24 protein-coding genes and 1 tRNA gene are annotated in these 24,400 nt (G+C 60.6%); 22 read left to right on the forward strand and 3 right to left on the reverse strand.

Annotation, left to right across the window (positions count from 1 at the left end; translation table 11 throughout):
* Positions 1 to 33 precede the first annotated feature (33 nt).
* The 15 genes from DW112_RS05170 (at position 34) to ffh (ending at position 15,195) form a co-directional block, all read left to right on the forward strand.
* Positions 34 to 108 (forward strand) — tRNA-Asn (locus DW112_RS05170).
* 161 nt (positions 109 to 269) lie between these two features.
* Complete coding sequence (locus DW112_RS05175; protein ID WP_187361832.1) at positions 270 to 659, forward strand: Asp23/Gls24 family envelope stress response protein; 390 nt, start codon at positions 270 to 272, stop codon at positions 657 to 659.
* Between the two features lie 27 nt (positions 660 to 686).
* Positions 687 to 2,348 carry a DAK2 domain-containing protein gene (locus DW112_RS05180; RefSeq protein ID WP_118328480.1) on the forward strand — a complete coding sequence of 554 codons (1,662 nt, stop codon included), beginning with the start codon at positions 687 to 689 and terminating at the stop codon, positions 2,346 to 2,348.
* 10 nt (positions 2,349 to 2,358) lie between these two features.
* On the forward strand, positions 2,359 to 4,536 hold the full coding sequence (locus DW112_RS05185) for an ATP-dependent DNA helicase RecG (protein WP_118328481.1): 2,178 nt from the start codon (positions 2,359 to 2,361) through the stop codon (positions 4,534 to 4,536).
* Complete coding sequence (gene rsmD, locus DW112_RS05190; RefSeq protein WP_118328482.1) at positions 4,533 to 5,189, forward strand: 16S rRNA (guanine(966)-N(2))-methyltransferase RsmD; 657 nt, start codon at positions 4,533 to 4,535, stop codon at positions 5,187 to 5,189. Before DW112_RS05185 ends, rsmD begins: the two co-directional genes overlap by 4 nt.
* On the forward strand, positions 5,182 to 5,679 hold the full coding sequence (gene coaD / locus DW112_RS05195; RefSeq protein WP_117842503.1) for a pantetheine-phosphate adenylyltransferase: 498 nt from the start codon (positions 5,182 to 5,184) through the stop codon (positions 5,677 to 5,679). Before rsmD ends, coaD begins: the two co-directional genes overlap by 8 nt.
* 68 nt (positions 5,680 to 5,747) lie before the next feature.
* Complete coding sequence (locus tag DW112_RS05200; protein WP_040358176.1) at positions 5,748 to 6,245, forward strand: ATPase; 498 nt, start codon at positions 5,748 to 5,750, stop codon at positions 6,243 to 6,245.
* Complete coding sequence (locus DW112_RS05205; RefSeq protein WP_118328483.1) at positions 6,245 to 6,799, forward strand: DUF177 domain-containing protein; 555 nt, start codon at positions 6,245 to 6,247, stop codon at positions 6,797 to 6,799. The genes DW112_RS05200 and DW112_RS05205 overlap by 1 nt, the downstream gene beginning before the upstream one ends.
* Before the next feature lie 64 nt (positions 6,800 to 6,863).
* The gene (gene rpmF / locus DW112_RS05210; RefSeq protein WP_022094017.1) at positions 6,864 to 7,043 is read left to right on the forward strand and encodes a 50S ribosomal protein L32; all 180 of its coding nucleotides are present in this window, start codon (positions 6,864 to 6,866) and stop codon (positions 7,041 to 7,043) included.
* Positions 7,044 to 7,130: 87 nt separating this feature from the next.
* Positions 7,131 to 8,150 carry a phosphate acyltransferase PlsX gene (plsX, locus tag DW112_RS05215; protein ID WP_118328484.1) on the forward strand — a complete coding sequence of 340 codons (1,020 nt, stop codon included), beginning with the start codon at positions 7,131 to 7,133 and terminating at the stop codon, positions 8,148 to 8,150.
* A 114-nt stretch (positions 8,151 to 8,264) separates the two neighbouring features.
* Positions 8,265 to 8,507 carry an acyl carrier protein gene (locus DW112_RS05220; protein ID WP_118328485.1) on the forward strand — a complete coding sequence of 81 codons (243 nt, stop codon included), beginning with the start codon at positions 8,265 to 8,267 and terminating at the stop codon, positions 8,505 to 8,507.
* Positions 8,508 to 8,510: 3 nt separating this feature from the next.
* Positions 8,511 to 9,236, forward strand: a complete 726-nt coding sequence (gene rnc, locus DW112_RS05225; RefSeq protein WP_118328486.1) for a ribonuclease III — start codon at positions 8,511 to 8,513, stop codon at positions 9,234 to 9,236.
* 10 nt (positions 9,237 to 9,246) lie between these two features.
* Positions 9,247 to 12,783 (forward strand): chromosome segregation protein SMC, encoded by a 3,537-nt coding sequence (gene smc / locus DW112_RS05230; protein WP_118328487.1) that lies wholly within the window; start codon positions 9,247 to 9,249, stop codon positions 12,781 to 12,783.
* Entirely contained in the window at positions 12,783 to 13,700 is a 918-nt protein-coding gene (gene ftsY / locus DW112_RS05235; protein ID WP_118328488.1) for a signal recognition particle-docking protein FtsY, read from the forward strand. Before smc ends, ftsY begins: the two co-directional genes overlap by 1 nt.
* 10 nt (positions 13,701 to 13,710) lie before the next feature.
* Entirely contained in the window at positions 13,711 to 15,195 is a 1,485-nt protein-coding gene (ffh, locus tag DW112_RS05240) for a signal recognition particle protein (RefSeq protein ID WP_118328489.1), read from the forward strand.
* A 120-nt stretch (positions 15,196 to 15,315) separates the two neighbouring features.
* Here ffh and DW112_RS05245 read toward each other — a convergent pair whose 3' ends face one another.
* Complete coding sequence (locus DW112_RS05245) at positions 15,316 to 16,080, reverse strand: NifB/NifX family molybdenum-iron cluster-binding protein (RefSeq protein WP_118328490.1); 765 nt, start codon at positions 16,078 to 16,080, stop codon at positions 15,316 to 15,318.
* Between the two features lie 166 nt (positions 16,081 to 16,246).
* Here DW112_RS05245 and thyA point away from each other — a divergent pair, with 166 nt between their 5' ends.
* The 4 genes from thyA to DW112_RS05265 all read left to right on the forward strand — a co-directional run bounded on the left by thyA (position 16,247) and on the right by DW112_RS05265 (position 20,120).
* Complete coding sequence (thyA, locus tag DW112_RS05250; protein WP_118328491.1) at positions 16,247 to 17,095, forward strand: thymidylate synthase; 849 nt, start codon at positions 16,247 to 16,249, stop codon at positions 17,093 to 17,095.
* Between the two features lie 9 nt (positions 17,096 to 17,104).
* Positions 17,105 to 17,623 carry a dihydrofolate reductase gene (locus tag DW112_RS05255; protein ID WP_118328492.1) on the forward strand — a complete coding sequence of 173 codons (519 nt, stop codon included), beginning with the start codon at positions 17,105 to 17,107 and terminating at the stop codon, positions 17,621 to 17,623.
* A gap of 109 nt (positions 17,624 to 17,732) precedes the next feature.
* Complete coding sequence (locus DW112_RS05260; RefSeq protein WP_118328493.1) at positions 17,733 to 18,647, forward strand: RNA methyltransferase; 915 nt, start codon at positions 17,733 to 17,735, stop codon at positions 18,645 to 18,647.
* A 123-nt stretch (positions 18,648 to 18,770) separates the two neighbouring features.
* Positions 18,771 to 20,120, forward strand: a complete 1,350-nt coding sequence (locus DW112_RS05265; protein ID WP_118328494.1) for an MATE family efflux transporter — start codon at positions 18,771 to 18,773, stop codon at positions 20,118 to 20,120.
* 22 nt (positions 20,121 to 20,142) lie between these two features.
* Here DW112_RS05265 and DW112_RS05270 read toward each other — a convergent pair whose 3' ends face one another.
* Entirely contained in the window at positions 20,143 to 20,628 is a 486-nt protein-coding gene (locus DW112_RS05270; protein ID WP_118328495.1) for a cob(I)yrinic acid a,c-diamide adenosyltransferase, read from the reverse strand.
* Positions 20,629 to 20,720: 92 nt separating this feature from the next.
* Here DW112_RS05270 and ftsH point away from each other — a divergent pair, with 92 nt between their 5' ends.
* From ftsH to DW112_RS05290, 3 genes are all read left to right on the forward strand, one after another.
* Positions 20,721 to 22,613: an ATP-dependent zinc metalloprotease FtsH gene (gene ftsH / locus DW112_RS05275; RefSeq protein ID WP_195363938.1), complete on the forward strand. Its 1,893-nt coding sequence runs from the start codon at positions 20,721 to 20,723 to the stop codon at positions 22,611 to 22,613.
* Between the two features lie 78 nt (positions 22,614 to 22,691).
* Positions 22,692 to 23,153 (forward strand): DUF523 domain-containing protein, encoded by a 462-nt coding sequence (locus DW112_RS05280; RefSeq protein WP_118328496.1) that lies wholly within the window; start codon positions 22,692 to 22,694, stop codon positions 23,151 to 23,153.
* Positions 23,154 to 23,399: 246 nt separating this feature from the next.
* Positions 23,400 to 23,588 carry an IS3 family transposase gene (locus DW112_RS05290; protein ID WP_099431656.1) on the forward strand — a complete coding sequence of 63 codons (189 nt, stop codon included), beginning with the start codon at positions 23,400 to 23,402 and terminating at the stop codon, positions 23,586 to 23,588.
* Positions 23,589 to 23,703: 115 nt separating this feature from the next.
* Here the strand turns inward: DW112_RS05290 and DW112_RS05295 are convergent, their stop codons facing one another.
* Complete coding sequence (locus DW112_RS05295) at positions 23,704 to 24,306, reverse strand: Type 1 glutamine amidotransferase-like domain-containing protein (RefSeq protein WP_117776283.1); 603 nt, start codon at positions 24,304 to 24,306, stop codon at positions 23,704 to 23,706.
* Between the last annotated feature and the right edge of the window lie 94 nt (positions 24,307 to 24,400).

Raw genomic sequence — 24,400 nt, forward strand, 5'->3', positions numbered from 1 at the left:
AATTTCTCAGCCCATTCCGCTGGGCTTTTAAATTCCTCGGTAGCTCAATGGTAGAGCACGCGGCTGTTAACCGCGCTGTTGTAGGTTCGAGTCCTACCCGGGGAGCCAGGTTGTAAAACCCGTCGCTTATGCGGCGGGTTTTTTCATGCCGCGACCACTTGACTCGAACGTTGCCATATCAACATTTCGTGTCGAGGATGTAATCCCGCGACCCACCACCTCAACATGGCGCGGTCGTTGTAGAATATTGCAATGATTGCTCCCACGACATGGTGCCGCGAGCACCAGATAAGGAGATTCTTGTGTCTGAGACCATTAACGGCAGCCTGAGCGTCTCGAACGACGTTATTGCCGATATTGCCGGTTATGCTGCGATGACGTGCTATGGCGTCGTCGGTATGGCTGAGCAGCTCCAAGGCGCCGAGAGCGTGCGCCTGCTTGCCGGTCAGCGCCTCCGCAAGGGCGTGCTTGTCTCCGCCGACGAGAACGGCCTTACGGTCGATCTTCACGTCGTGCTCGAGAACGGCGTCAACATGAAGTCCGTCTGCCACAATCTTTCGAGCTCCGTTGCCTTCACCCTGCAGGAGATCGCCCAGATCGATCCCGCCAGCCTTAAGATCGGCATCCATATCGACGCGCTCAAGAGCCGTCTGAACTAGCATCCGAAAACGGAGATTCAAATACCCATGATTGCAAAGACCATTCGCACCTGTTTTCCGATCGCTGCGGCTGCCGTTTCCGACAAGGCCGAGGAGATCAACAAGCTCAACGTCTTTCCCGTGCCCGACGGCGACACCGGCACCAACATGTCGCTCACGCTCGCCTCGGTGACCAAGGAGCTTTCTGCCCTTCCCGCCGATGCCGACATGGAGGCCATTGCCGGCGCCATCACCCACGGCTCCCTGATGGGCGCCCGCGGCAACTCCGGCGTCATCACTTCGCAGATCCTGCGCGGCGTGGCCGAGGGTCTTGTCTCTGCCGACGAGCCCATTACGTCCGCCAACATTGCCTATGCGTTCCGCCGAGCCGTCAAGGTCGCCTTCCAGGCCGTCCGTAAGCCCATCGAGGGCACGATCCTCACGGTGCTGCGCGATGTCTCGACCAAGGCCGACGAGTGCGAAAAGAAGAAGTTCTCGGCCGAGGATGCGCTCGACGCTATCGTCGTCGAGGCCTACCAGTCCGTCGCCCGCACGCCCGACCTGCTGCCCGTTCTGAAGGAGAACGGCGTGGTCGACTCCGGCGCCTTCGGCTTTGCTATTTTCCTTGAGAACTTTCTTGCCGCTGCGCTTGGCCGCAGCACCGTTGTCGAGGATTTCTCCGCCACGTTTGATTCCGCTGGCTCTGCCCGCGACGCGGCCCTTGGTCGTGTTGAGATCGAGGCCAACGACGACTGGGAGGGCTCGGAGTTCCGCTACTGCAACGAGTTCCTCTTTAAGGCCGACGCTCCTTTTGACGAGGACGAGTGCCTCAAGTTCCTGGGCTCCATGGGTGACTGTGAGTTGCTCGTGGGCGCCTACCCCGACTACAAGATCCACGTGCACTCCAACACCCCCAACCTGGTGCTCGAGCACATGCTGCAGCTTGGTCAGATCTATGAGGTCTTTATCCATAACATGGAGATGGAGGCCCACGACCGTACCGCCAAGATCCACGAGGATCAGGAGAAGGCCGCCGAGCCCGCGAAGGCCCTGGGCTTTGTCGCCGTTGCCGCCGGTTCGGGCGAGGCCGATATCCTCAAGTCCCTCGGCGTTGACGTGATCGTGTCGGGTGGTCAGACCATGAACCCCTCGACCGCCGACTTGCTGGGCGCGGTAGACCAGGTCAACGCGACCTCGGTCATCATTCTGCCCAACAACGGCAACATCCGCATGGCCGCCGAGGCCGCTGCCTCTGCCTGCACCGACAAGAAGGTCGCCGTCGTTCCCACCAAGACCGTTCCGCAGGCCTTCTCCGCGCTGTTCGCGGTCCTGCCCGATTCCGAGCTCGAGGATGCCGTCGCCGCTATGGTCGACGCCATCAGCGAGGTCCGCGATGGCGAGGTCACCCGCGCCGTGCGCGACTCCAGTGCCTCCGACGGTTCGCCAATTCACTCCGGTGACGTCATGGGCATCATTGCCGGCTCCATCGACGTGGTCGGCTCCGACGTGAAGCAGGTCACGCTCGATTGCATCAACCGTATGCAGGAGGAAGAGGAGGGCGACGCGCTGACGATTCTGGCCGGCGAGGAACTGTCCGATGAGGCCTTCCAGGAGATCGTCGACGCTATCGAGGAGGCTCAGCCCGATCTGGAGATCGACGCCCATCGTGGCGAGCAGCCGCTCTATCCCGTGATCTTCTCGATCGAGTAGGCAACTGCCCATGTCCGAACTGTGCTCCGTGCCGCGCGTCTCGGAGCGCTTTGCCCAGAGCAATGCGCTCGACGAGGATATCGCGCGACTCAAATATGTTTCGGGTAAACGTGAGGAGGCCCTTCGCCGTCTGGGAATTCGGACGGTGGGGGACCTCCTTCTCCATATCCCTCATCGATACCTGGACTTTACGCGCTCCTGGTCCATCGAGATGGCGCCCATCGGTACCGTGTGTACCATCATCGCCACGGTCGATCGTATCGTCCAAAAGCAGCCGCGTCCGCGCATGCAGGTGACCGAGGTCTCACTCGTTGACGAGACGGGCGTGCTGCAGGTCGCCTTTTTCTGCCAGCCCTGGATTGCCCAGCAGCTTAAGCAGGGCGACCGCCTAGCCGTAATGGGTAAGGTCGAGTTTGCCTACGGCTTTAAGCAGATGGCCTCGCCGCACTTTGAAAAGCTTGAGGAAGGGCGCGCCGCGGGCACTATCCTGCCGGTCCATTACGTGAGTGACGGCGTGAGTCAGGCATGGATGCGCCGTATCGTAAGTGGCGCGCTCGAGGTCGTCGGCAATCCCTTTGATCCCATTCCGGCACGCTTACGCGTTAAACGTCGCCTGATGAGCCATGCCCGTGCCCTTCGATCGATCCACTTTCCCTCGAGCATGGCTGAGCGCGATATCGCGCGCGCACGGCTTGCCTACGAGGAGTGCCTCTACCTGCAGCTGGCGCTGCGCCTGCGCAACGACGGCGGCTTGGTCGAAGTCGCTCCCTACGCCCACGCCGCGGGTGAGCACCTGGCCGCGCTCAAGCAGGCCCTGCCGTTTTCGCTGAGCGACGAGCAGGAGGCCGCGTTCCAAGACATCCTGCGCGATATGTGCGATGGCGGGCGCGTGATGAACCGCCTGCTGCTGGGCGATGTCGGTACCGGTAAGACCGCCGTTGCCGCCTGCGCGCTGGCTGTGGCTGCCGATAGCGGCACACAGGCCTGCGTTATGGCGCCCACGGGCGTGCTGGCGCGTCAATATGCCGATAAGACCGGCCCTCTGCTCTCGCAGGCCGGCATGTCTTGGGCGCTTCTGACGGGTGCCACGCCGGCCGCAGAGCGCGAGCGCATCCATGCACAGCTGGAATCGGGAGAGCTCGACGTCCTCTTTGGAACCCACGCGGTCCTTTCGGATAACGTGGCGTTTAAGTATCTGTCGCTCGTAGTCATCGATGAGCAGCACCGGTTTGGCGTCGGCCAACGCAATGCCTTGCGCGCGAAGGGCCCCGGTGCCGATCTGCTCGTTATGACGGCAACGCCCATCCCGCGTACGCTGGCGCTTTCGGTCTACGGCGATCTGGACACGAGTATCATCCGCCATCGGCCCGTCCCTGGCGCTGGCGTGACGACACGCGTGCTTACCGAGTCGAGTCGCGACCTTGCCTATGGCGCCATCCGCGAGGCGCATGAAAAGGGTCAGCAGGCCTACGTGATTTGCCCGCTCGTGGAGCCGAGTGACTCGGCCGATGATCTGGAGGACGTGCCCGGTATCGCCCGCGACGACGAGGGCCGCGTGACGGTCCCCGTGCCGCTGCACGATACGGCGACCGAGCTCGATCGCCTGCGTCTGTCGTTGCCGGGTCTTGCCATCGAGCGCCTTCACGGCCGCATGCCAGCGGGGGAGAAGTACCAGGTTATCGATGCCTTTAAGCGCGGCGAGATCGACGTGCTCGTCTCGACTACGGTGGTCGAGGTGGGCGTCGACGTGCCTAACGCCACCGTCATGGTCATCGAGAACGGGGAGCGCTTTGGTTTGGCTGCTCTGCACCAGCTGCGCGGTCGCGTGGGCCGTGGCAGTGTGTCGGGCACGTGCCTGGTCATGACGCACTCCAAGGGCAACGGCGGCGCGTCGGCGGCGCAAGACCGCCTGCAATCGCTCGAGAAGACCTCGGACGGCTTTACGCTCGCCCAGATGGACCTTCGTCTGCGCCACGAGGGCGAAATCCTGGGGTACCGCCAGCATGGCGGTGTGACTCTGCGCTTTGTCGACCTGGATGCCGACGAGGAGCTGATCGAGTGGGCCCATTTGGACGCGGTCGAGCTCTTGCGGTATGCTTGCAACCTTGACTCCGTGGCGACGCGCCCCCTGCGCGATGCGGTCGCCATGCGATATCGACACATTTTTAAGGAGGTCAGCGGAGGATGAGAATCATCGGCGGCGAATGGCGCGGTCGTAAGATCGAGGAGCCCCGTGGTCGCGATGTCACCCGCCCCACGACCGATCGCGTGCGCGAGGCATGCGCATCTATGGTCATGTCGGCATTTGACTTCGATCTGGACGAGGTCCGCGTGCTGGACGCCTTTGGCGGCTCCGGTGCCTTAGGGTTAGAGATGCTCTCACGTGGTGCCCGCTCGCTCACGACGTTCGAGATCGATCGGAATGCCGCGCGGCTCATTACCAAGAATATCGAGTCGCTCTGCCGTGACCGTGCGCGTTGGCGCGTGATAGCGGGCGACATGCTGGCGAGTGCCTCGCGCGGTCGTGTGCCGGGCGGCCCCTTTGATCTGGTCCTGCTCGACCCGCCCTATGCTTTTGGTGCCGAGCCGGTCGAGGAGCTGCTGCAGAACCTGGCTCAGCAGGGTCTGCTTGCACCTGGCGCTTATGCCCTGTTTGAGCATGCCGCCGCCGATGCGGGCGCGCATCCGGCAGGCTTTGAGATCGTGCGCGAGAAGCGCTACGGCATTACCTCGGTCGACCTGCTTCGTTGGGTTGGCGATGACGATGGTGAGGAAGATTGCGCCGGCACCGATGCTCACAACAACGATGCCACGACGGTTCAGGAGAACGCCCATGAGTGACACCATCAACCGCGTGATCGTCCCGGGCACCTTCGATCCCATCACGTTTGGCCATATCGACGTCATCCGCCGCGCCCGCCGCATCTTTCCCAGCGTGATCGTCGCTGTTGCCGAGTCGCAGGGTAAAAACGGTGTGGGTACCACGTTTATGCTCGATGAGCGCGTGGCGCTGGCCCGCGAGGCGCTCGGTGATATCGACGGCGTCGACGTCCTGCCCTTTACCGGCCTCTTGGTCGACTTCGCTCGCGAGCAGGGGGCGGGGGCCGTTGTCAAGGGCCTGCGCGCCATGACCGACTTTGAGTACGAGCTGCAGCAGGCAGATCTCAACTATCGCTTGGATAACGAGCTGGAGTCCATCTTTGTCATGAGTGCGCCGCAGTACGGCTATATCTCGAGCTCGGTCGTTCGCCAGATCGCCTCACTCGGCAGCGATGTATCGACGTTTGTCCCGCCCAACGTGGTCGAAGCGCTCAGACATCGCTTTTCGTGACGTTTTTTATTGCCTGGTGGCATGTGGTAAACTAGCACGATGATATGTTACCTATGAAAGGAGACCGGATGCCGGGCGAGAATTTTCCTGGCGATAGGATCGTCAGCTTGGTCGATGAGCTCGAAGGGCTGATCGAGGAAGCCAAGCCGCCTTTCGGCAAGAACGCTCAGTTCAAGGTCATCGACGCCGACGTGTTCTTCAACATCCTCGACGAGATCCGCATGAGCTATCCCGAGGAGTGGCAGAAGTCCCGCCGTATCCTTAAGGAGCGCGAGGAGCTTATGGCTTCCGCCGCCGCTCAGGCCGATTCCATCATCGCCGACGCTCAGCAGCAGGCCCTCACCATTGCCGGTGAGCAGGAGATCGTCCGCTTGGCACAGCAGCAGGCCGACGACATCCGCGATCGTGCCCAGCAGTACGAGCGCGAGACGCGTTATGCTGCCGAGGACTACGCAGAGCAGGTCTTTACGCACCTGGAGGAGAATCTCAAGAGCCTGACCGGCACCGTTACCCGTTGCCGTCAGCAGCTCAACGAGGGTGCCGCCCAACAGAATGGTCAGTGGTAATGGCTGAGTTCCCGAGCGTTACCGTCGATCTTTCCGAACAGCTCGAGTTTCCCGGAGATTCGTATCCGCTGACCGGCAAGGTCGATGTCGCCACCTATACGGTGGGCGAGAAGGAGTACCAGCTACAGGACGGCATCGACTACGACGTTGTCTTTACCAATGCCGGTACCGGTGTCTTGCTCACGGGCATGGTCCGCGCGCACGCCACCGGCGAGTGCGACCGTTGTCTGGAGCCCGCTTCGTTTGATATCGCCGGCGAGATCGAGGAGTTCTACCTCTTTGAGGAGCCCGAGGATCCCGAGGCCTACGAGGACGGCTACGAGCTCCTGGGTGAGGACCGCATCGTCGATCTGGGTGAGCCCATCAACGATGCCGTTGTCATGGACACGCCGTTTGTGGTGCTCTGCAAGCCCGATTGCCGCGGTCTGTGTCCCACTTGCGGTTGCAATCTCAACGTCGAGCAATGCGATTGCGCCACCCAGGCAGAGGCAGAATGGGCCGCTGACACGGAAAATCCATTTGCAGCATTGAAGAATCTCAAGCTCGATGAGTAAAACTGTGGTAGTATCGCTACTTGCGCGTAATCGCCACACTGGATAGTTCATAAGGAAGGTCACTATGCCCGTACCTAAACAAAAGCAGGGTCGTATCCGCACTCACACCCGTCGTTCCGCCAACATGAAGATCTCGGCTGCGGCTCAGTCCACGTGCCCCCGTTGCGGCGCTGTCAAGCTTCCGCACCACGTGTGCCCCAGCTGCGGTTTCTACAAGGACCGCGAGGTTATCGTTACCGAGTAACGGTATACTCTGGATGCGATGCCGTTCCAAATGGAACCACAATGGCCGGCTCAATGAGTCGGCCATTTTTGTATAAGGAGCATGTATATGAGTAACGTTCGCGTTTGTGTAGACGTTGTGGGCGGAGACGAGAAACCTCAGGTTGTTCTCGATGGTATCGAGGCTGCGCTTGCCGCCGATCCCGATATCGAGGTCTTGGCAGCTGGCCCCGCTGAAATCGTCAATCCCTTTGCTGCTTCCCATGCACGTGTTGAGGCCCTTGAGGCACCCGACGTTATCGCCATGGATGACGATCCCATTCGCGCCGTGATGACCAAGCGTAAATCGTCGATCGTGCTGTCGTGCCGCGCCATCAAGAAGGGAAATGCGGACGCATTCTTCTCCGCCGGCTCGACCGGTGCCATGACTGCTGCCGCCACCGCCTATGTGACGCCGTTTAGATATATGGCCGAAGGCAAGAAGCAGCCGGTACGTCCCTGTCTGACCAATGCGCTACCCAATCGCGCCGGCGGTCTGACGGTGCTGTGCGATATGGGCGCCAACCCCGATGTTGATGTGGACGATATGGTGCGCTTTGCGCAGATGGGCAGCGCCTATGCCCGCGTCGTCCTGGGCATCGAGCATCCTCGCGTAGGTCTGCTCGCCAATGGCACCGAGGACGAGAAGGGCTCCAACTTTACCAAGGCCTGCTTCCCGGTCATGAAAGCCGCCGTTCCCGGCTTTGTTGGCAACTGCGAGGGAACGGACATCACTTCAGGTAACTTCGATGTCGTCGTTGCCGACGGCATGTCGGGCAACATCGCGCTCAAGGCCACCGAGGGCGCTGCCAAGTTTTTGCTGCAGGAGCTCAAGGGTGCCTTTATGACTTCTCTTGGCACTAAGATCGCTGCGCTGCTCATAAAGAAGCAGATGCGCCAGATTAAGGCCAAGCTTTCGGGCGACGCCAAGGGTGGGGCGATTCTGCTGGGCCTGCGCGGCGTCGTTTTGATCGGCCACGGTGCCACGTCGGTCGAGGCCGTCAAGAACGGTACGCTTGCCGCGGCCCAGGCCGTACGTGCCGGGCTCGTCCAGGACGTTGCCGACTCCATGGACGGTATCGTTTTATAAGAGCCCCGTGTCGTGGCTCAATCGGTACCGCGTGGGGTAGAATCGGAGCCGTATTGCAATGCGGCTCCGACTGCCGCGTTGTGTTGTGTTCCATGAACTACGAGAGGAAGCGCTATGGACCGCTCCGAAATCTTCGATAAGATCGCCGAAGTCGCCGCTGACGTTTTGGGTGTCGATGTTGCTGATATTAGTGACGAGACCACCTTTGACGACCTCGATGCCGACTCGCTCGAGCGCCTGCAGCTGGTGACGGCCATTGAGGATGAGTTCAACCTCGAGATCGATGACGAGACTCTGCTGTCGCTCAACTCTGTCGCCGACGCCGTCGACGCAATCGAAAACGCCAAGGAGGCCTAAGTCTTGGCTTTGTCTCAACGACTTGCGCGCGCCCAGGAAATCCTGGGCCATGAGTTCAATAACAAGGTGCTGCTGCGCGCAGCCCTCACGCATCCCTCGGCCGTCGAGGGCCAGCCGGTCTCTGCCAGCTATGAGCGCCTTGAGTTTTTGGGAGATTCCATTTTGGGCGCCGTGGTGGCTCGTTCGCTCTTTGAGTCCTATCCCGAGTTTGACGAGGGCAAGCTCACGCGTCTGAAGGTCTCCCTTGTCTCGGGCGCCACGCTGTCCGAGGTGTCGCACGAGCTGGGTATCGACGACATCATCATCTTTGGCGCCTCCGAGACCGGCACGGGCGCGCGCGGCCTGCATTCGGCGCTCGAGAACGTCTACGAGTCGCTCGTGGGCGCCCTGTACCTGGATGCCGGCTGGGACGTTGCGGCGGAGTTCATCCACCGCACGCTCAAGCCGCACCTGGCTTCCGAGCGTGCCGAGCACCCCGCGAACCCCAAGTCGTTTTTGCAGGAGTGCGTGCAGGCCGACGGCCATGAGCCTCCGGCATATAAGCTGGTTGGTTCCGAGGGCCCGGCGCATGCGCCTACCTTTACCGCCGTGGTGCTCGTCGACGGCATCCGCCAGGGCCGCGGCACTGGTGCTTCCAAGAAGGAGGCCGAGGGGGCCGCTGCGCTCGAGGCGCTCGACCGCATGGGCTACACCACCAACGGCGTGATCCTCAACAAGAAGCTCGTTTAAGCGAGGAACCGTGTATCTCAAGTCCCTCACGCTCAAAGGGTTCAAGTCGTTTGCCGACCGCGCCCATATGTCATTTGAGCCGGGCCTGACCGTTATCGTCGGTCCCAACGGCTCGGGAAAATCGAATATCTCCGACTCGATTCTATGGGTCCTGGGCGAGCAGAGTGCCAAGCAGCTGCGTGGCCAGGCCATGGAGGACGTTATCTTCTCGGGCTCGTCGGCGCGCAAGCCGGTGGGTGTTGCCGAGGTCACGCTGGTGCTCGATAACTCTGATCATATGCTGCCCGTCGACTTTGACGAGGTCGCCATCACCCGTCGCATGTATCGCTCGGGCGAAAGCGAGTACCTTATCAACTCGAGCCCGTGTCGTCTGATGGACATTCAGGACATCCTGCACGATTCGGGCTTGGGCAAGGATACACATTCCATCATCAGTCAGGGCAAGCTCGATGCCATTTTGCAGAGCCGCCCCGAGGAGCGCCGTGCCCTGATCGAGGAGGCCGCCGGCATCTCCAAGCACAAGCGCCGCAAGGAGCGTGCGCTCAAAAAGATCAAATCGATGGACGAGCACCTGACCCGTGCCCGCGATATCAATAAAGAGATCGCCCGTCAGCTGCGGCCGCTGGAGCGTCAGGTCGATCGCGCGCGCAAGTACAAAGAGCTGTCCTCGCGCGCGAACGAGCTTACGCAGATGCTGGCCGTCGACGAACTGCGTTCGCTGCAGTCGCAGTGGAACGACCTGGAGAGCCGCTCCAAGGAGGGCGCGGCCGAGCTTGAGCTTGCGCAGTACCGCTTGGGCGAAAAGGAGCGCGAACTCGAGAAGCTCCAGGTCATGCTCGAGGAAAAGGGCCTGTTTGTGGGCGATCTGGGCGAGCAGCGCCGCCATATGCAAGATGTGGTCGGCCGCATTAACTCCGATATGCGCCTGCTTGAGGAAAAGGGTCACAACATGGTGTCGCGCCTGTCCGACATGCGCGGCCAGATCTCGAGCTCCGAGCATCAGCGTCGTCGCGTGGTCGAGGAGCTCGAGGATGCGCGTGCCCAGCTTGAGGAAGTGACCGGTGCGCACGGGCAGGCCCAGGACGACGTTGACGCCGCCGGACCTGCCGCCGCCCAGCTCCACGAGCGTCGCGTTGCGCTCGACAATCAGGTTTCGCAGCTTACGCGCGAGCAGCGCGAAGTGCAGCGTGTGGCCGATAACGCCGCGTTCGAGCTCGCCAAGGTGAAGGACTCGCTGAGCAACGCCGAGGTTGAGGACAACATGTACGCCTCGCGCCTGGAGCAGATCGACGAGCAGCTCGAGGAGGTCACGGCCTCGCTCGAGAGCCGTCGCGACCGCGCTGAGGAGCTTGACGGTGCGCTTGAGGCGGCTCGCCAGGCCCAGGTCGATGCGCGCGAGGCCACCGAGGTCGCCCGTGCGGCGTTGAAGGACCTGCGTAATCGCGAGAGCGAGGCGCGCAACAAACTGTCCGAGGTTCGCTCTGAGCTCGCGAGCCAAAAGAAGCTCGATGCCCGCATGGCTGACAGCTCGCCGCTGGTGAGCCGTCTGATGGGCGCGTTGGGCGATGATGTCTCAGGCCGTCTGGGCGATGTGCTCGAGGCCCCTCGTGAGCTCGAGGGCCTGGTCGAGCAGCTGCTTGCTGGCGATATCGATGCCTTGCTGTTTGATGACGCCGCCACGCTTGAGCGTGCCGGTCGTGCAGCCCTTGACCAGAAGAAGGCCTCGGGCGAGGCGCTGCTGGTGGCACGCGGTGTGAGCGGGTCTGCCGCTGCCGAGGGCGCTGCCGGTTCCCGTCTGGTCGACCGCCTGTCCGTGCGCGCCGGATATGGACCGGTTGTTGAGGCGCTGCTCGGTGGGTATTACGTGGTTGATGACCTTGCCGCTGCCTTGGCCGCTCCGATCGTTGAGGGCGTGACCTACGTGACGCCCGATGGTGCCCGCGTGAGCTGTGGCGGTCTGGTGCGCGTGGGGCTCGATGCCGGCGAGGCTTCGGGTGCCTTGGAGCGCAAGCGTCGTATTCGCGAGCTGGAGGGCCTGGAGCCCGATCTGGCCGCAGTGTTTGAGCATGTGTCGGATCAGGTCGTCGAGGCCAATGCGGCCGTCGAGGAGGCGCGTGCCGCCGAGGGCGATGCCGCCGGCGAGATTGCCCGTCTTGAGGGCGAACGTCGCTCGCTGCTTTCCGAAATCGGCCGCCTTGAGCAAAGCGCCAACAATGCCGAGGTCGAGCGCGTGCGAATCTCCAAGCGCCGCGAGCAGGCTGCCGAGGCGGTTCGCGCCGCTCGCCCGCGCGTTGACGAGCTCACTCGTTTGCGTGACGAGGCTCGTGCGCAGGCAAGCGACCTGGGTCTTCAGATTGCCGAAGCCAACGACGAGCTCGATCGCGTGCGCCGTGACGATTCCGAGGCTGCCGGCAAGCTCGCCGACGCTAAGGTCCGTTTGGCCCAGACGAGCGAGCGTCTGCGTTCGCTGAAGGGCCGCGTGCCCGATCTGGAGCATCGCCTTGAGGGCATCGACCGTCGCATTCGCGGAACACGCCAGGCTTCGCGCTCACTCGAGCTGCTGCGCCTGCGCGTCGACCCCATGCACGAGCGCTATTCGGCCCTGCTGGAGCGCGCGTCGGATTGGGCCGCGCGTCTGCGTGACCAGGCAACGCTTGAGGAGGCGGATTCGGCCTCGCTCAAGAAGACCATTGAAGACGCCAAGGCCGAGGTCTCCCGCGCCAAGGAACGGGTCGATGCCGCCACGGCGACGCAAAACGAGTTCAAGGTCGCACGCGGCAAGCTCGAGGTGCAGGTAGAGGCGGCCATCAAGGCCATTACCGCCGATGGCACCACGGTGCTCGAGGAAGCGCTCATGCTTCCTGCTCCCACCGACCGCGATGCCGCCGAGCGTGAGCTTAACCAGCTCGTGCGCCAGATCAACAACCTGGGCCCTGTGAACCAGGTTGCCATGGAGGAGTACGAGCAGCTCAAGCGCCGCGCCGATTATATCGAGGAGCAGCTGGCCGATCTGGAGAGCGCGCGCAAGGCGCTCACCAAGATCACCGTGGCCATCGACCGCAAGATGCGTAAGGCCTTCCTGGTGACCTTCGAGAAGGTCGATGCGAACTTCCGCGAGATCTTTGCCATGCTGTTCCCGGGTGGCCAGGCACATCTGGAGATGACCGATCCCGAGCATCCGGCCGAGACAGGCATCGAGGTCGTGGCGCAGCCGCGTGGCAAGCGCATCACCAAGATGATGCTCATGTCGGGCGGCGAGAAGAGCCTGACGGCGCTTGCCCTGCTCTTTGCCGTGTATCGCACGCGTACGGTGCCGTTCTATGTGCTGGACGAGGTCGAGGCGGCACTCGACGACGCCAACCTGTCCAAGCTCATCGGCGCGCTCGACGTGTTGCGTTCCGATACGCAGCTCTTGGTTATCTCGCATCAGCGCCGTACTATGGAGGACGCTGACGTCCTCTACGGCGTCTCGATGCAAGCCGACGGCGTCAGTCGCGTCGTCTCGCAAAAACTCGATCGCGAAACCGGAAAGGTCGTGAATGCATAATGGGATTCTTCGATGCTCTCTCGCGCGGACTTGAGCGCAGCCGCGAGGCCCTCAACGAGGTCTTTTATTTTGGCGGCGAGGTCGACGAGGATTTTTGGGAGGACCTAGAGGACACTCTCGTCATGGGTGACATGGGTGCCGAGGTCGCGATCAAGGTGTCCGATGACCTGCGCGAGACGGCCGCCAAGAAAAACCTCAAGACCGCCCCGCAACTCCGTCGCGCCCTGGCCGAGCAGCTCGAGCAGCATTTTGTTCCCGTTGAGCGCGATCCGTTCGCCGACACGCCGAGCTGCGTGCTGTTTGTGGGCATTAACGGTGCCGGCAAGACCACGACGGTCGGCAAGATCGCGAGTGCCATGGCTGCCCGCGGTAAAAATGTCGTGATCGGCTCGGCCGATACCTTTCGCGCCGCCGCCATCGAGCAGCTCGATGTGTGGGGCCAGCGCGCCGGTGTTCCCGTCATCAAGCGCGACCGCGGCTCCGACCCGGCAAGCGTTTGCTACGACGTGCTCGACGAGGCCGATAAGCGCGGCAGCGACCTGGTGCTTATCGATACCGCCGGCCGCCTGCACACGAGCCCCGAGCTCATGCGCGAGCTTGCCAAGGTGGTCAACGTGACGCGCAAGCGCGCCGCCAATATGGCCGCCGGTCCCATGCCCGTCTCGGTCGTCCTCGTGATCGATGCCGCGACAGGCCAAAACGGCCTGAACCAGGCGCTCGAGTTTAATGAGGCGCTGGGTCTGGACGGTATTATCATGACAAAGCTTGACGGCACGGCAAAGGGCGGTATCGCCATGGCCGTGGCCGAGAAGCTCAAGCTTCCGATCCTGCGCGTGGGCGTGGGCGAGCAGGTCGATGACCTGCAGGAGTTCAATGCCAAAGATTTCTGCCGCGCCCTGGTGGGCGAGTCCAACTAAGGAGTAACCAGTGTTTGATTCCCTGAGCGATCGCCTCAACGACACATTTGACCGCCTGCGCGGCAAGGGTAAGCTGACCGAGGCCGATATCACCTCGGCCATGCGCGACATTCGCATGGCGCTGCTCGAGGCCGACGTCAACTTTAAGGTCGTCAAGGAGTTTGTCGCCAAGACCAAGGAGCGCTGCATGACCGCCGAGGTCATGGAGTCGCTGTCGCCGGCACAAAACGTCGTCAAGATCGTGCTCGACGAGCTCACCGAGATGCTCGGCTCCACCGAGAGCAAGCTCGTCTTTAGCAACCGCATTCCCAATGTCATCATGCTCGTGGGCCTGCAGGGCTCCGGTAAGACCACGGCGGCCGTAAAGCTGGCCTACCTGCTCAAGAAACAGGGCCGCTCGCCGCTGCTCGCCGCGTGCGACGTCTACCGTCCCGCCGCTGCCGACCAGCTGGCCACGCTCGGTGGAGAGATCGGCGTTCCGGTCTTCCGCGGTGACGGCGAGCACCCGGTCGATATCGCCAAGGGCGCCATTCAGGAGGCCGTCGACCACCTGCGTGACGTGGTCATCGTCGATACCGCCGGTCGTCTGCAGATCGACGAGCAGATGATGCAGGAGGCCGTCGACATCAAGAAGGCCGTCAAGCCCGACCAGGTGCTGATGGTCGTCGATGCCATGACCGGCCAGGATATCGTCAACGTGGTTTCGACGTTTGCCGAGCGCACCGACTTTGATGGCGTGATTATCTCCAAGCTCGACGGCGATGCCCGTGGCGGCGGCGCGCTTTCCGTGCGTCAGGTGACCGGCAAGCCCATCAAGTTTGTGAGCATGGGCGAGAAGCCCGATTCGCTAGAACCGTTCTATCCCGACCGCATGGCCAAGCGAATCTTGGGCATGGGCGACGTTGTCGGCATCATCGAGAAGGCCCAGGAGGCCGCCGATGCCGAGCAGCTCGAGGCCGCCGAGCGCATGCTGCGCGAGGGCTTTACCATGAACGACATGCTCGACCAGATGAAGGCCGTCAAGAAGATGGGCGGCATGAAGGGCATTCTGGGTATGCTTCCCGGTGGCCAGCGCGCACTCAACCAGATGGGCGGCAACCTGGACGAGGGCATCTTCGACAAGAACGAGGCCATCATCATGTCGATGACCAAGGAGGAGCGCCTGCGTCCCTCTATCATTAACGGCCAGCGTCGCGCCCGTATCGCCAAGGGCGCCGGCGTGACTCCCACCGAGGTCAATAGCCTTATGAAGCAGTGGGGCGAGATGAACAAGATGATGGGCCGCATGCGCTCGATGGCCAATCAGGCACAGGCTGGTGGCAAGAAGGGCAAGAAGGGTAAGAAGGGCAAAAAGATGCGCATGCCCAATATTCCCGGTCTGGATGCCATGGGCCTGGGCGGCATGGGCGGCCTGGGCGGCCTTGGGACGGGCGGTCCTAAGTCCGATATGGACCTGCTGCGCCAGATGGAAGCTCAGATGCGCAATAAGAAATAGTGCTGTAATTCCAGCTTGATACGGCAAAGGCCACTCGGAAGCTACCGGGTGGCCTTTGTTGTTGGCTTTGATTGTTGGGTTGCGTTCAGCGTTGCGCCCCGAGCTCGCGGTGCCGTGCCGTTAGTGGCGGTCGCAGCCCTCGTGCCCGTCGTGGTCGTGATGGCCGTGGCAGCCACAGGCCTCGCCGTGCTCATGGGTGTGCTCGCGGTCGTGGCCATGGCAGCCGCAGGTGGCCTCGCCGGTCTGAGCGAGCGTGCCGGCAATGAGAGCCTTGACGCAGGCGTCACAGCTGCCCTGGGCGCCCGCATAGACCGTGATGCCGGCCTGGGTGAGCGCGTTGATGGCGCCGCCGCCGATACCGCCGCAGATGAGCGTGTCGACGCCACCGTTGGCAAGCAGACCCGCCAATGCGCCGTGACCAGTGCCGCCGGTGCCTACGACCTGCTCGTTGAGCACCTTGCCATTCTGGATGTCGTAGATCTTGAACTGCTCGCTGCGACCAAAGTGCATAAAGATGTTGCCGTTGTCGTACGTCGTTGCCACCCTCATGGTGCCGACCTCCTTTGCTGGCCATACGGCCGTCGTCGTGGTGATGGGGGAGTATGCGATATTGCCGCCTGCGATGATGAGCGCGCGCCCGTTGACCAGCGCGTTTGCCACCTTGCGATGCGCTCGGCTGCAGATGGCCGCCACCGTGGCGCGCGCGATGCCCATCTGCTGTGCCACTGCCTCTTGATTAAGGCCTTCCAGGTCGCACAGCCGTAGGACTTCGAGCTCATCGACCGTCATGTCGATGGCGTCTCCGCTGGCAAGGCCGTCGGGGGTAAAGCCGCGATATTCGGGGATAATCCCAACGCGGCGTATTTTTTCGCGTCTTCCTGCCATACACTCTCCAAATCTGACATATGTCAGTAATAGAATAGCGCGCATGCGGATGCGCACAAGTTATTTTTGGCATATGTCGGAAAATGAGGGCTTATGTTTGGGCTGTGGGGCCGCGTGCGCCTGGGCTACAATGAATCTCGCTTATAGCCGACTGACAGGAGGGTCAATGAGCAAAGCTGATCAACAGTTTGTAGCCATGTGCCGCGATATTCTGGACCATGGCACCACTACCGAGGGCCAAAAGGTCCGTCCGGTGTGGGAGGACGGCACCCCTGCCTATACCATTAAAAACTTTGGCGTTACGGCACGCTACGACCTGCGCGAGGAGTTCCCCGCGCTCACTTTACGCCGTACGGCGCTTAAGTCTGCCATGGACGAGATCCTGTGGATCTATCAAAAGAAGTCCAATAATGTCCATGACCTCAACAGCCATATTTGGGATGAGTGGGCTGACGAGACCGGCTCTATCGGTAAGGCCTACGGCTACCAGATTGGCCAGAAGAGTCATTACTCCGAGGGCGACTTCGATCAGATGGACCGTGTGCTGTACGATCTTAAGCACACGCCGTACAGCCGCCGCATTATGACGAACACCTATGTGTTTAGCGACCTGTCCGAGATGCACCTGTATCCGTGCGCCTACAGCGTGACCTATAACGTCACGCAGCGTCCGCAGGACGACAAGCCGACGCTCAATATGATTCTCAACCAGCGTAGTCAGGATATCTTGGCCGCGAACAACTGGAACGTGTGCCAGTACGCCATTTTGTTGATGATGGTCGCACAGTCCGTCGATATGATTCCCGGTGAGCTGCTGCATGTGATTGCCGATGCCCACATTTACGATCGTCATGTCGATATCGTCCGCGAACTTATCGAGCGTCCGCAGTTTGCGGCGCCCAAGGTATCGCTTAACCCCGATGTGCATGATTTCTACGCGTTTACGACCGATGACTTGATTGTCGAGGGTTATGAGCACGGCCCGCAGGTCAAGAACATTCCCATTGCGGTGTAGGTGGCGCTTATGACGTGTAAGCTTTCTGCCATCGTCGCCGTGTGCGACGACTGGGGCATTGGCTGCGAGGGCGACATGGTGGTGTCCAATCGCGCCGACATGCGCCATTTTGTGGCGTGCACCAAAGGCCATCCGGTCATTATGGGGCGCAAGACGCTGCTGAGTTTTCCCGGTGGGCGCCCGCTCAAGAACCGCCGCAATATCGTGCTCACGCGCGACGAGGGCTTTGCCCCTGAGGGCGTCGATGTGGTGCATAGTATCGATGAGGCGCTCGCTGCGGTTGCCGATGAGCCTGTTGCGTGGGTGATTGGCGGCGGCGATGTCTATCGACAGTTTTTGCCGTATTGCGCAGAGGCCGAGGTCACGCACAATCACTGCATTCATGCCGTGGATACGTATTTTCCCAATTTGGATACCGATCCTGCGTGGGAAGTCGCGCGGCGCGACGGGGTTGCCACGATTGCTGAGGGCGAGGGCGATGAAGGCGTCGATTATGAGTTCGTGACGTATCGTCGCGTCGATGCCTAAAGCTCCTTTTGCCTGCGATTTAATCGGGTTGGAATGATTGAGGGGGCGGCGCCTGGCGTCGCCTCGTTTGATATAGATGCTGCTATAAGAAGGGTATGGGCTAGCTGCTATGACTGATGCCGTTGAGGTGCTGCGAATCGATTCGCTCGAGGACGAGCGGCTCGATGCCTACGTGCGACTGACGGAGCGTGAGCTACGTTGCGTACTGGAGCCGCAAAAGGGCATCTTTATCGCGGAGAGTGCCAAGGTCATCGAGCGTGCGGTGCGCGCCGGATACGAGCCGGTGAGTTTTCTTTTGGGCGAGCGCTGGCTCGAGCAGATGATGCCGCTGTTTGAGTGCCTGTCCTCACGTGACGGTGAGGGCCCGGTTCCCGTGTTTGTGGCCTCGATGGAGCTCATGGAGCAGCTGACGGGCTTTAACGTGACGCGCGGTGCGCTCGCGGCATTCCGTCGTCCACGCCAGATTCCGGTAGCCGAGTTCTTGGGCGGCGTCGTCGAGGCGGCGGGGGAGCGCCCGGTGCGCCTGTGCGTGCTCGAAGGCATTGTCGACCATACCAATGTGGGCGCGATTTTCCGCTCGGCTGCCGCATTGAATGTTGACGGTATTTTGGTCAGCCCTACGTGCTGCGATCCGCTGTATCGTCGTTCCGCCCGTGTGAGCATGGGCACGGTGTTTCAGGTGCCGTGGACTCGTATTGGCAGCGAGGCGCGCGTGTGGCCGCATGATGGCCTGGCGGCGCTGCACGATGCCGGATTTACCTGTGCCGCCATGGCGTTGACGGACGACTCCGTTTCGCTGGACGATTCTGCGCTGCGCGAGATTGACCGTCTGGCGATCTTTATGGGCACCGAGGGTGCCGGCCTGGGCGCCAAGACCATCGCGGGCTGCGACCGTGCCGTGCGTATTCCGATGGCGCACGGGGTCGATTCGCTCAACGTGGCCGCTGCGAGTGCCGTCGCCTTTTGGCAGCTGTGCCCGCATGTGAGCAACGAGTATCACTACCAGCCGGGACTGTATCACTAGTCGCCTGTTGCGGGGCTTTGTCTTCGGCGGTGTTTCTAGAACTCTTGGTCGGTGCTAAGCTGGTATTGGCTTTGGTCTTAAATTGCCGTTTTGTTGTTTGACGTACGCTGGTGGGGAGGGCGTGTGGCTAAAAAATCTACGGCTATCGATGTGACGCAGGGTGTTATTTGGCAGCAGCTGCTGTCTCTGTGCGTTCCCATCTTTTTTAGTTCGTTTTTTCAGCAGGCCTACACGCTTATCGGTACCTATATTGTCGGTCAGTTTGGCGGCAAGCTCGCGCTTGGTGGCATTCAGGCAACAATGGTGCTCACGGAGCTCTGCATCGGATTTTGCGTCGGCGTCGGTGCCGGCTGCGCTGTCATTACGGGCCAGTTTTTTGGCCAGCACGATGACGAGCGCTTGAGTCGTTCAGTCCATACGGCCATGGCGCTTGCGCTCGTGGGCGGTATCGTCGTTTCCATTCTTGGCGTGGTGCTTGTCGAGCCCATGCTCGTTTTGATGAATACGCCGCACGAGCTTCTTGCCGAGGGCGTAGCCTATGCTCGCTGCTATTTTGCCGCCATGTTTGCGGCGCTGCTGCTCAATATGGGTACCGCGCTGCTGCGTGCTGTGGGCGACACGCGTGGCCCTGCCGTGATTATTGCTTCCGGCTGCCTCGTGAACGTGGTGCTGGATATCATTTTTGTCGCCGTGCTGCATCTGGAGGCCCTGGGTTGCGGTATCGCGGTGGCACTGACCATTTGCTCTAATGCTACGATGATTGTGATTCGCATGATGCGTGCTCCGGGCGCGTGGCGTTTGTCGATATCCAAGCTCGGCATCGATCGCGGTATTTGTAAGAGCATGCTTTCGTGCGGTTTGCCGCTGGGTTTTCAATCGGCGGCGTATTCGATTTCCAACGTCTTGATTCAGGTTTCGGTCAACTCGTTTGGCGCCGATGTTACGACGGCGTGGGGCCTTTCGGGCCGTCTCGATGGCATCATCTGGATGGTGACCGAGGCGCTCGGCGTGTCCATCACCACGTTCTCGGCGCAGAACTTTGGCGCGCGTAATTACGATCGCATGCGCAAGGGCTATCACACGTCGCTCGTGCTGTCGTTTTTGCTCATCGGTGGCCTGTCCTGTGTACTGTTGGTGTTCTCGGGTCCCCTGTCGCGTCTGTTTGTCGATGATGCTTCGATTTCGGGCTACACCACGACCATCATCCATTTCATTGCGCCGTTCTACGCGATCTTCTCGATTATCGAGAACGCGTCGGGTTCCATCCGCGGCGCCGGCGTGAGCTTCCAGCCCATGGTCCTCACCATCTTTGGCACCGTTGTCCTAAGGGTAATCTGGGTGTTTGCGATCATGCCCTTTGATCCGTCGCTCGAGCACCTGCTGCTGGTCTATCCCGTAACCTGGCTCATCACGGCCACGATGTTCACCGTCTACCATCACAGCGGCAACTGGCTAGGCCGCGCCACTGCCTAGCCATTGGGGACGTCCGCAATGGCTAGTATTCGATGCCTTGGCGGGCTAGGAGGCCTTCGTCGAAGTAGTGTTTGACGGGGCGCATTTCGGTTACTAGGTCGGCAAGGTCGGCGAGGGGCAGCAAGCCGCGGCCGGTGAGCACGAGCTCCGTGGTGGTCGGTTTCATCGCGATCAACGCTTCGACATCTTCGCGCGTCACAAAGCCCCGTCGCATGGCTTCTCCCAGTTCATCCAAGATCAGCACGTTGACTTGGCTAATCTGCTCGCGCGCCAGCTCCATGATCTGTGCGGCACAGGCTTCGGGCGTGTCGCGGTCGGCTTGTACGATGCGTAGCCCCAATCGAGGTGCTGCGTCATGTTCGGCGCAGTGCAGCTTCTTGGCAAACTGAAGCATGAGCACGTTAAGCCCATAGCCCGTGGCGCGCAGCGCGAGCCCCAGCGCAGCCGTCGTCTTGCCCTTGCCGTCGCCCGTGTAGATCTGAACCTTGCCGACTTCCAGTGATGCCATCTCTGTCCTTTCGTGCCCGGCGTCGGTTTATCGCCGTTCGGGTTGGGTATTCTAGAAAACATTATCAACCCCAGTAGATGGAGTTCAAGCAGATGGAGATGGATGACAACAAACGTAGACGGAATATGATCCTCTACGTGCTCATCGCCTTCGTCGTCTACCTCGTGCTCTCGACCGTTCTGTTCCCCAACATCGGTCACACGCAGCAGATTACGAAGACCGATTACTCGACGTTTGTCAAAGCGCTCGATAAGAAGAGTGTCGACAAGGTCGAGTACAACACGGACGATTACACGATTTACTACACCAAGAAGGGCGAGGACGAGAACATCGCCTACAAGACGACCGGTGTGCCGAACGATGCGGGCTTTACCGATCGCGTGCTTGAATCCGGTGCGTCCCTGGAATCGGTCGTTCCCGATAAAAACTCGGGTCTGATGACCTACTACCTGCTCACCCTCATTCTTCCCATGGCGATTTTCTTCCTGATTGGCTGGTGGCTCAACCGCCGCATGAAGAAGGCCATGGGTGATGACGGTCCCTCGATGAACTTTGGCGGCGGTGGTTTTGGCGGCGGTGGACTGGGCAAGTCCGGTGCTCGCGTGATCGCCTCCAAGGATGTGGGCGTGACCTTTAAGGATGTCGCCGGCCAGGAAGAGGCCAAGGAGTCCCTCAAGGAGGTCGTCGACTTTCTGGAGAAGCCGCAGCGCTACGAGGAGATCGGCGCCAAGCTGCCGCGCGGTGCCCTCCTTGTCGGCCCTCCGGGTACGGGTAAGACCCTGCTTGCCAAGGCCGTTGCCGGCGAGGCGGGCGTTCCGTTCTTTAGTATTTCTGGTTCTGAGTTCGTCGAGATGTTCGTCGGCCGTGGCGCCGCTAAGGTTCGCGATCTGTTTAAGCAGGCCAAGGAAAAGGCCCCGTGCATCGTCTTTATCGATGAGATCGATACCATCGGCAAGAAGCGCGATGGCGGCGGCTTTAGTGGCAACGACGAGCGCGAGCAGACGCTCAACCAGCTGCTGACCGAGATGGACGGCTTTGATAACCACAAGGGTATTGTCGTTCTCGCTGCCACCAACCGTCCCGATAGCCTTGACCCGGCCCTGCTGCGCCCCGGCCGCTTTGACCGCCGTATTCCCGTTGAGCTGCCCGACCTGACCGGACGTAAGAACATTCTTGAGCTCCATGCCAAGAGCGTGAAGACGCAGCCGCCGATCGACCTGACCGCGATTGCCCGCGCCACGCCCGGTGCCTCGGGCGCCGACCTTGCCAACATCATCAACGAGGGCGCCCTGCGTGCCGTCCGCGAGGGTCGCAAGCGCGCCACTCAGGACGATTTTGAGGAGTCGGTGGAGGTTGTCATCGCCGGTCAGCAGCGCAAGTCCACGGTGCTGTCCGATCACGAGAAGCAGGTTGTTTCTTACCACGAGATCGGCCATGCCATCGTTGCCGCCCGCCAGAAGGGCTCTGCGCCGGTTACCAAGATCACCATCGTGCCGCGCACGAGCGGCGCTCTGGGCTACACCATGCAGGTCGAGGAGGACGAGCGCTTCCTGACCACGCGCCAGGAGGTTCTGGACAAGCTCGCCGTCTACTGCGGCGGACGTGCTGCCGAGGAGCTCATCTTTGGCGAGATGACGACCGGTGCGGCCAACGACATCGAGCAGGCCACTAAGCTCGCCCGTAACATGGTGACGCGCTTTGGTATGTCCGAAGAGTTTGGCATGATGGCGCTCGGTACCGTGCAGAACGCGTATCTCAATCAGGACACGTCGCTCACCTGCGCCCCCGGTACGGCCGAGCGCGTGGACGCGATTGTCGCCAAGCTGATTGAGGATGCGCACGATCGTGCCCTGCAGATCCTCAAGGAGAACAAGTTTAAGCTCCACGAGCTGGCTCGTTATCTGTACAAGAAGGAGACGATTACGGGCGAGGAGTTCATGAATCTCCTTACGCGCGAGAATCCGCTGATGCCAAAGCAGCAGTAACACTAGTTGCGCTGTGTCAATCGCCCCATTTGAGTGTCCATCTCAAATGGGGCGATTTTGCGTGAGGAGAGTTGTTATATGAAGATCGTGGTGAGTGCCTGCTTGATGGGCGAGAGCTGCAAGTATAACGGGCTCGATAACTACCATCGCGAGCTGGTCGAGGCGTGCGAGCGCACGGGGACCGAGGTCCTGTTGGTATGCCCCGAGGTCTTTGGCGGCCTTCCCACACCGCGCAAGCCGTCCGAGATTGTGAGCGGCGAGGTCCGTACCTGCGAGGGCGTCTCAGTCGATCGCGAGTTTCGCCTGGGTGCCCAACGTGCGCTCGATATGTGCGAGCAGGCGGGCGGCCCGTCCGAGATCGCTGCGTGCGTCTTGCAGGACCGTAGCCCGTCGTGCGGCGTGGGCCATATCTACGACGGATCCTTCAGCGGCACGCTCACAACGGGTAACGGTGTCTTCGTTGACCTGCTCCTGCGCCACGGCTACCGCGTGATCCCGGCAAGCGAATTCGATCCCAGCATGCTGGAACATTGTCCATAGCACTCGAACCCAACACTTCCTCACGGGTGACCGTTTTGGCATCATCCGTGAAGTTGATATTGAGTACGACCCGGTCATCAAAGACGTAGACCGAGTTGACAGGCGCTGTACCCAGGCAGCCCCTCCCCGCGGCCCTCGCGCAGGAACGCGCACACGGCCTTCCCGTCTCTTGCGCCCCTCCTGGAACTGTCCACATCAGTGTAGCCAATTCAGTCCGCCAAGGGCTGAAGCCCGGACAACGCGGCGATGGAGGGCTTCTTCGGCCTGCTCAAGAAGGAGTTCTGGCACGGCAGGGACTGGTCGGACTGGACCCCCGCCCGCTTCATCGAGGAGCTCGGGGGCTGGATCGGTCGATACAATACGGAGAGGCGCAGCGATGCGCTCGGTGGCCGCACGCCGGCCGAGTTCCGCTCCGCGCTGGGAAGGGCCGCGTAACGGTCCAAGAAATCGTCCGCAGTCCCCATTCTTGCCCCTTTGGGACAGCTTCTTGTTGGGGCGTGCCTGCCCCTAGCCCTGCTAGGAACGAGCACAGCAAACTGGAATTTTCAAATTAGTCTTTGCAAATTACCTTTGAACCTTCACCATCAATTACAATTCCCTGACGGTTGTTAATTGGGCATAGATTCAAATCCGAAAACTCAGTCATTATTTTCTCGGTAACTTTCTTAAATGGTGCTGTAAGAAAATGCGGAAGAACATAGAAATCAATCAAATTAAGCCCTGAATCATCTTCTTGTGAGTAGTCCTCCGGCTTTTCATCCATTTGCTCGATATATTGGATGCTTGGAGCGCATACAATCGCACCTGCCGATTCACCAATCATCAGTTTTCCCTTTTCCAATTCTTTCTTCAACAGCTCATCCGTTCCCGTTTTACGGAGCTGGTCTATAAGGAAAAAAGAATTTCCGCCGGTAAAATAGATCACATCTGCATCTTCAAAAAGAGACTGTATCGTTGAATAAGCCTCCGTTGAAATATCAATTTCAGTTACGATTGCTCCCAACTTTTTGAATAATTTTCGAGCCGAGCCGACATAACCGGTGTAGCCTTCACGCAGCGAAGCTGTTGGAATAAATGCGACTTTTTTATTTTCAATTTCTTCCTTTATCAGACTTCCTACACTTGAAAAGTGAGAACATAAAAACAGTTTCATCAATATTCTCCTTTATATATAAATTCTTATTTGTTGAACTAAGCCGTGTATACCATACTCTCCAATGATAGAACGCCCTGATATAGCGAAATTT

It is taken from the genome of Collinsella sp. AM09-41, assembly GCF_003473245.1.
GTDB lineage: Bacteria > Actinomycetota > Coriobacteriia > Coriobacteriales > Coriobacteriaceae > Collinsella.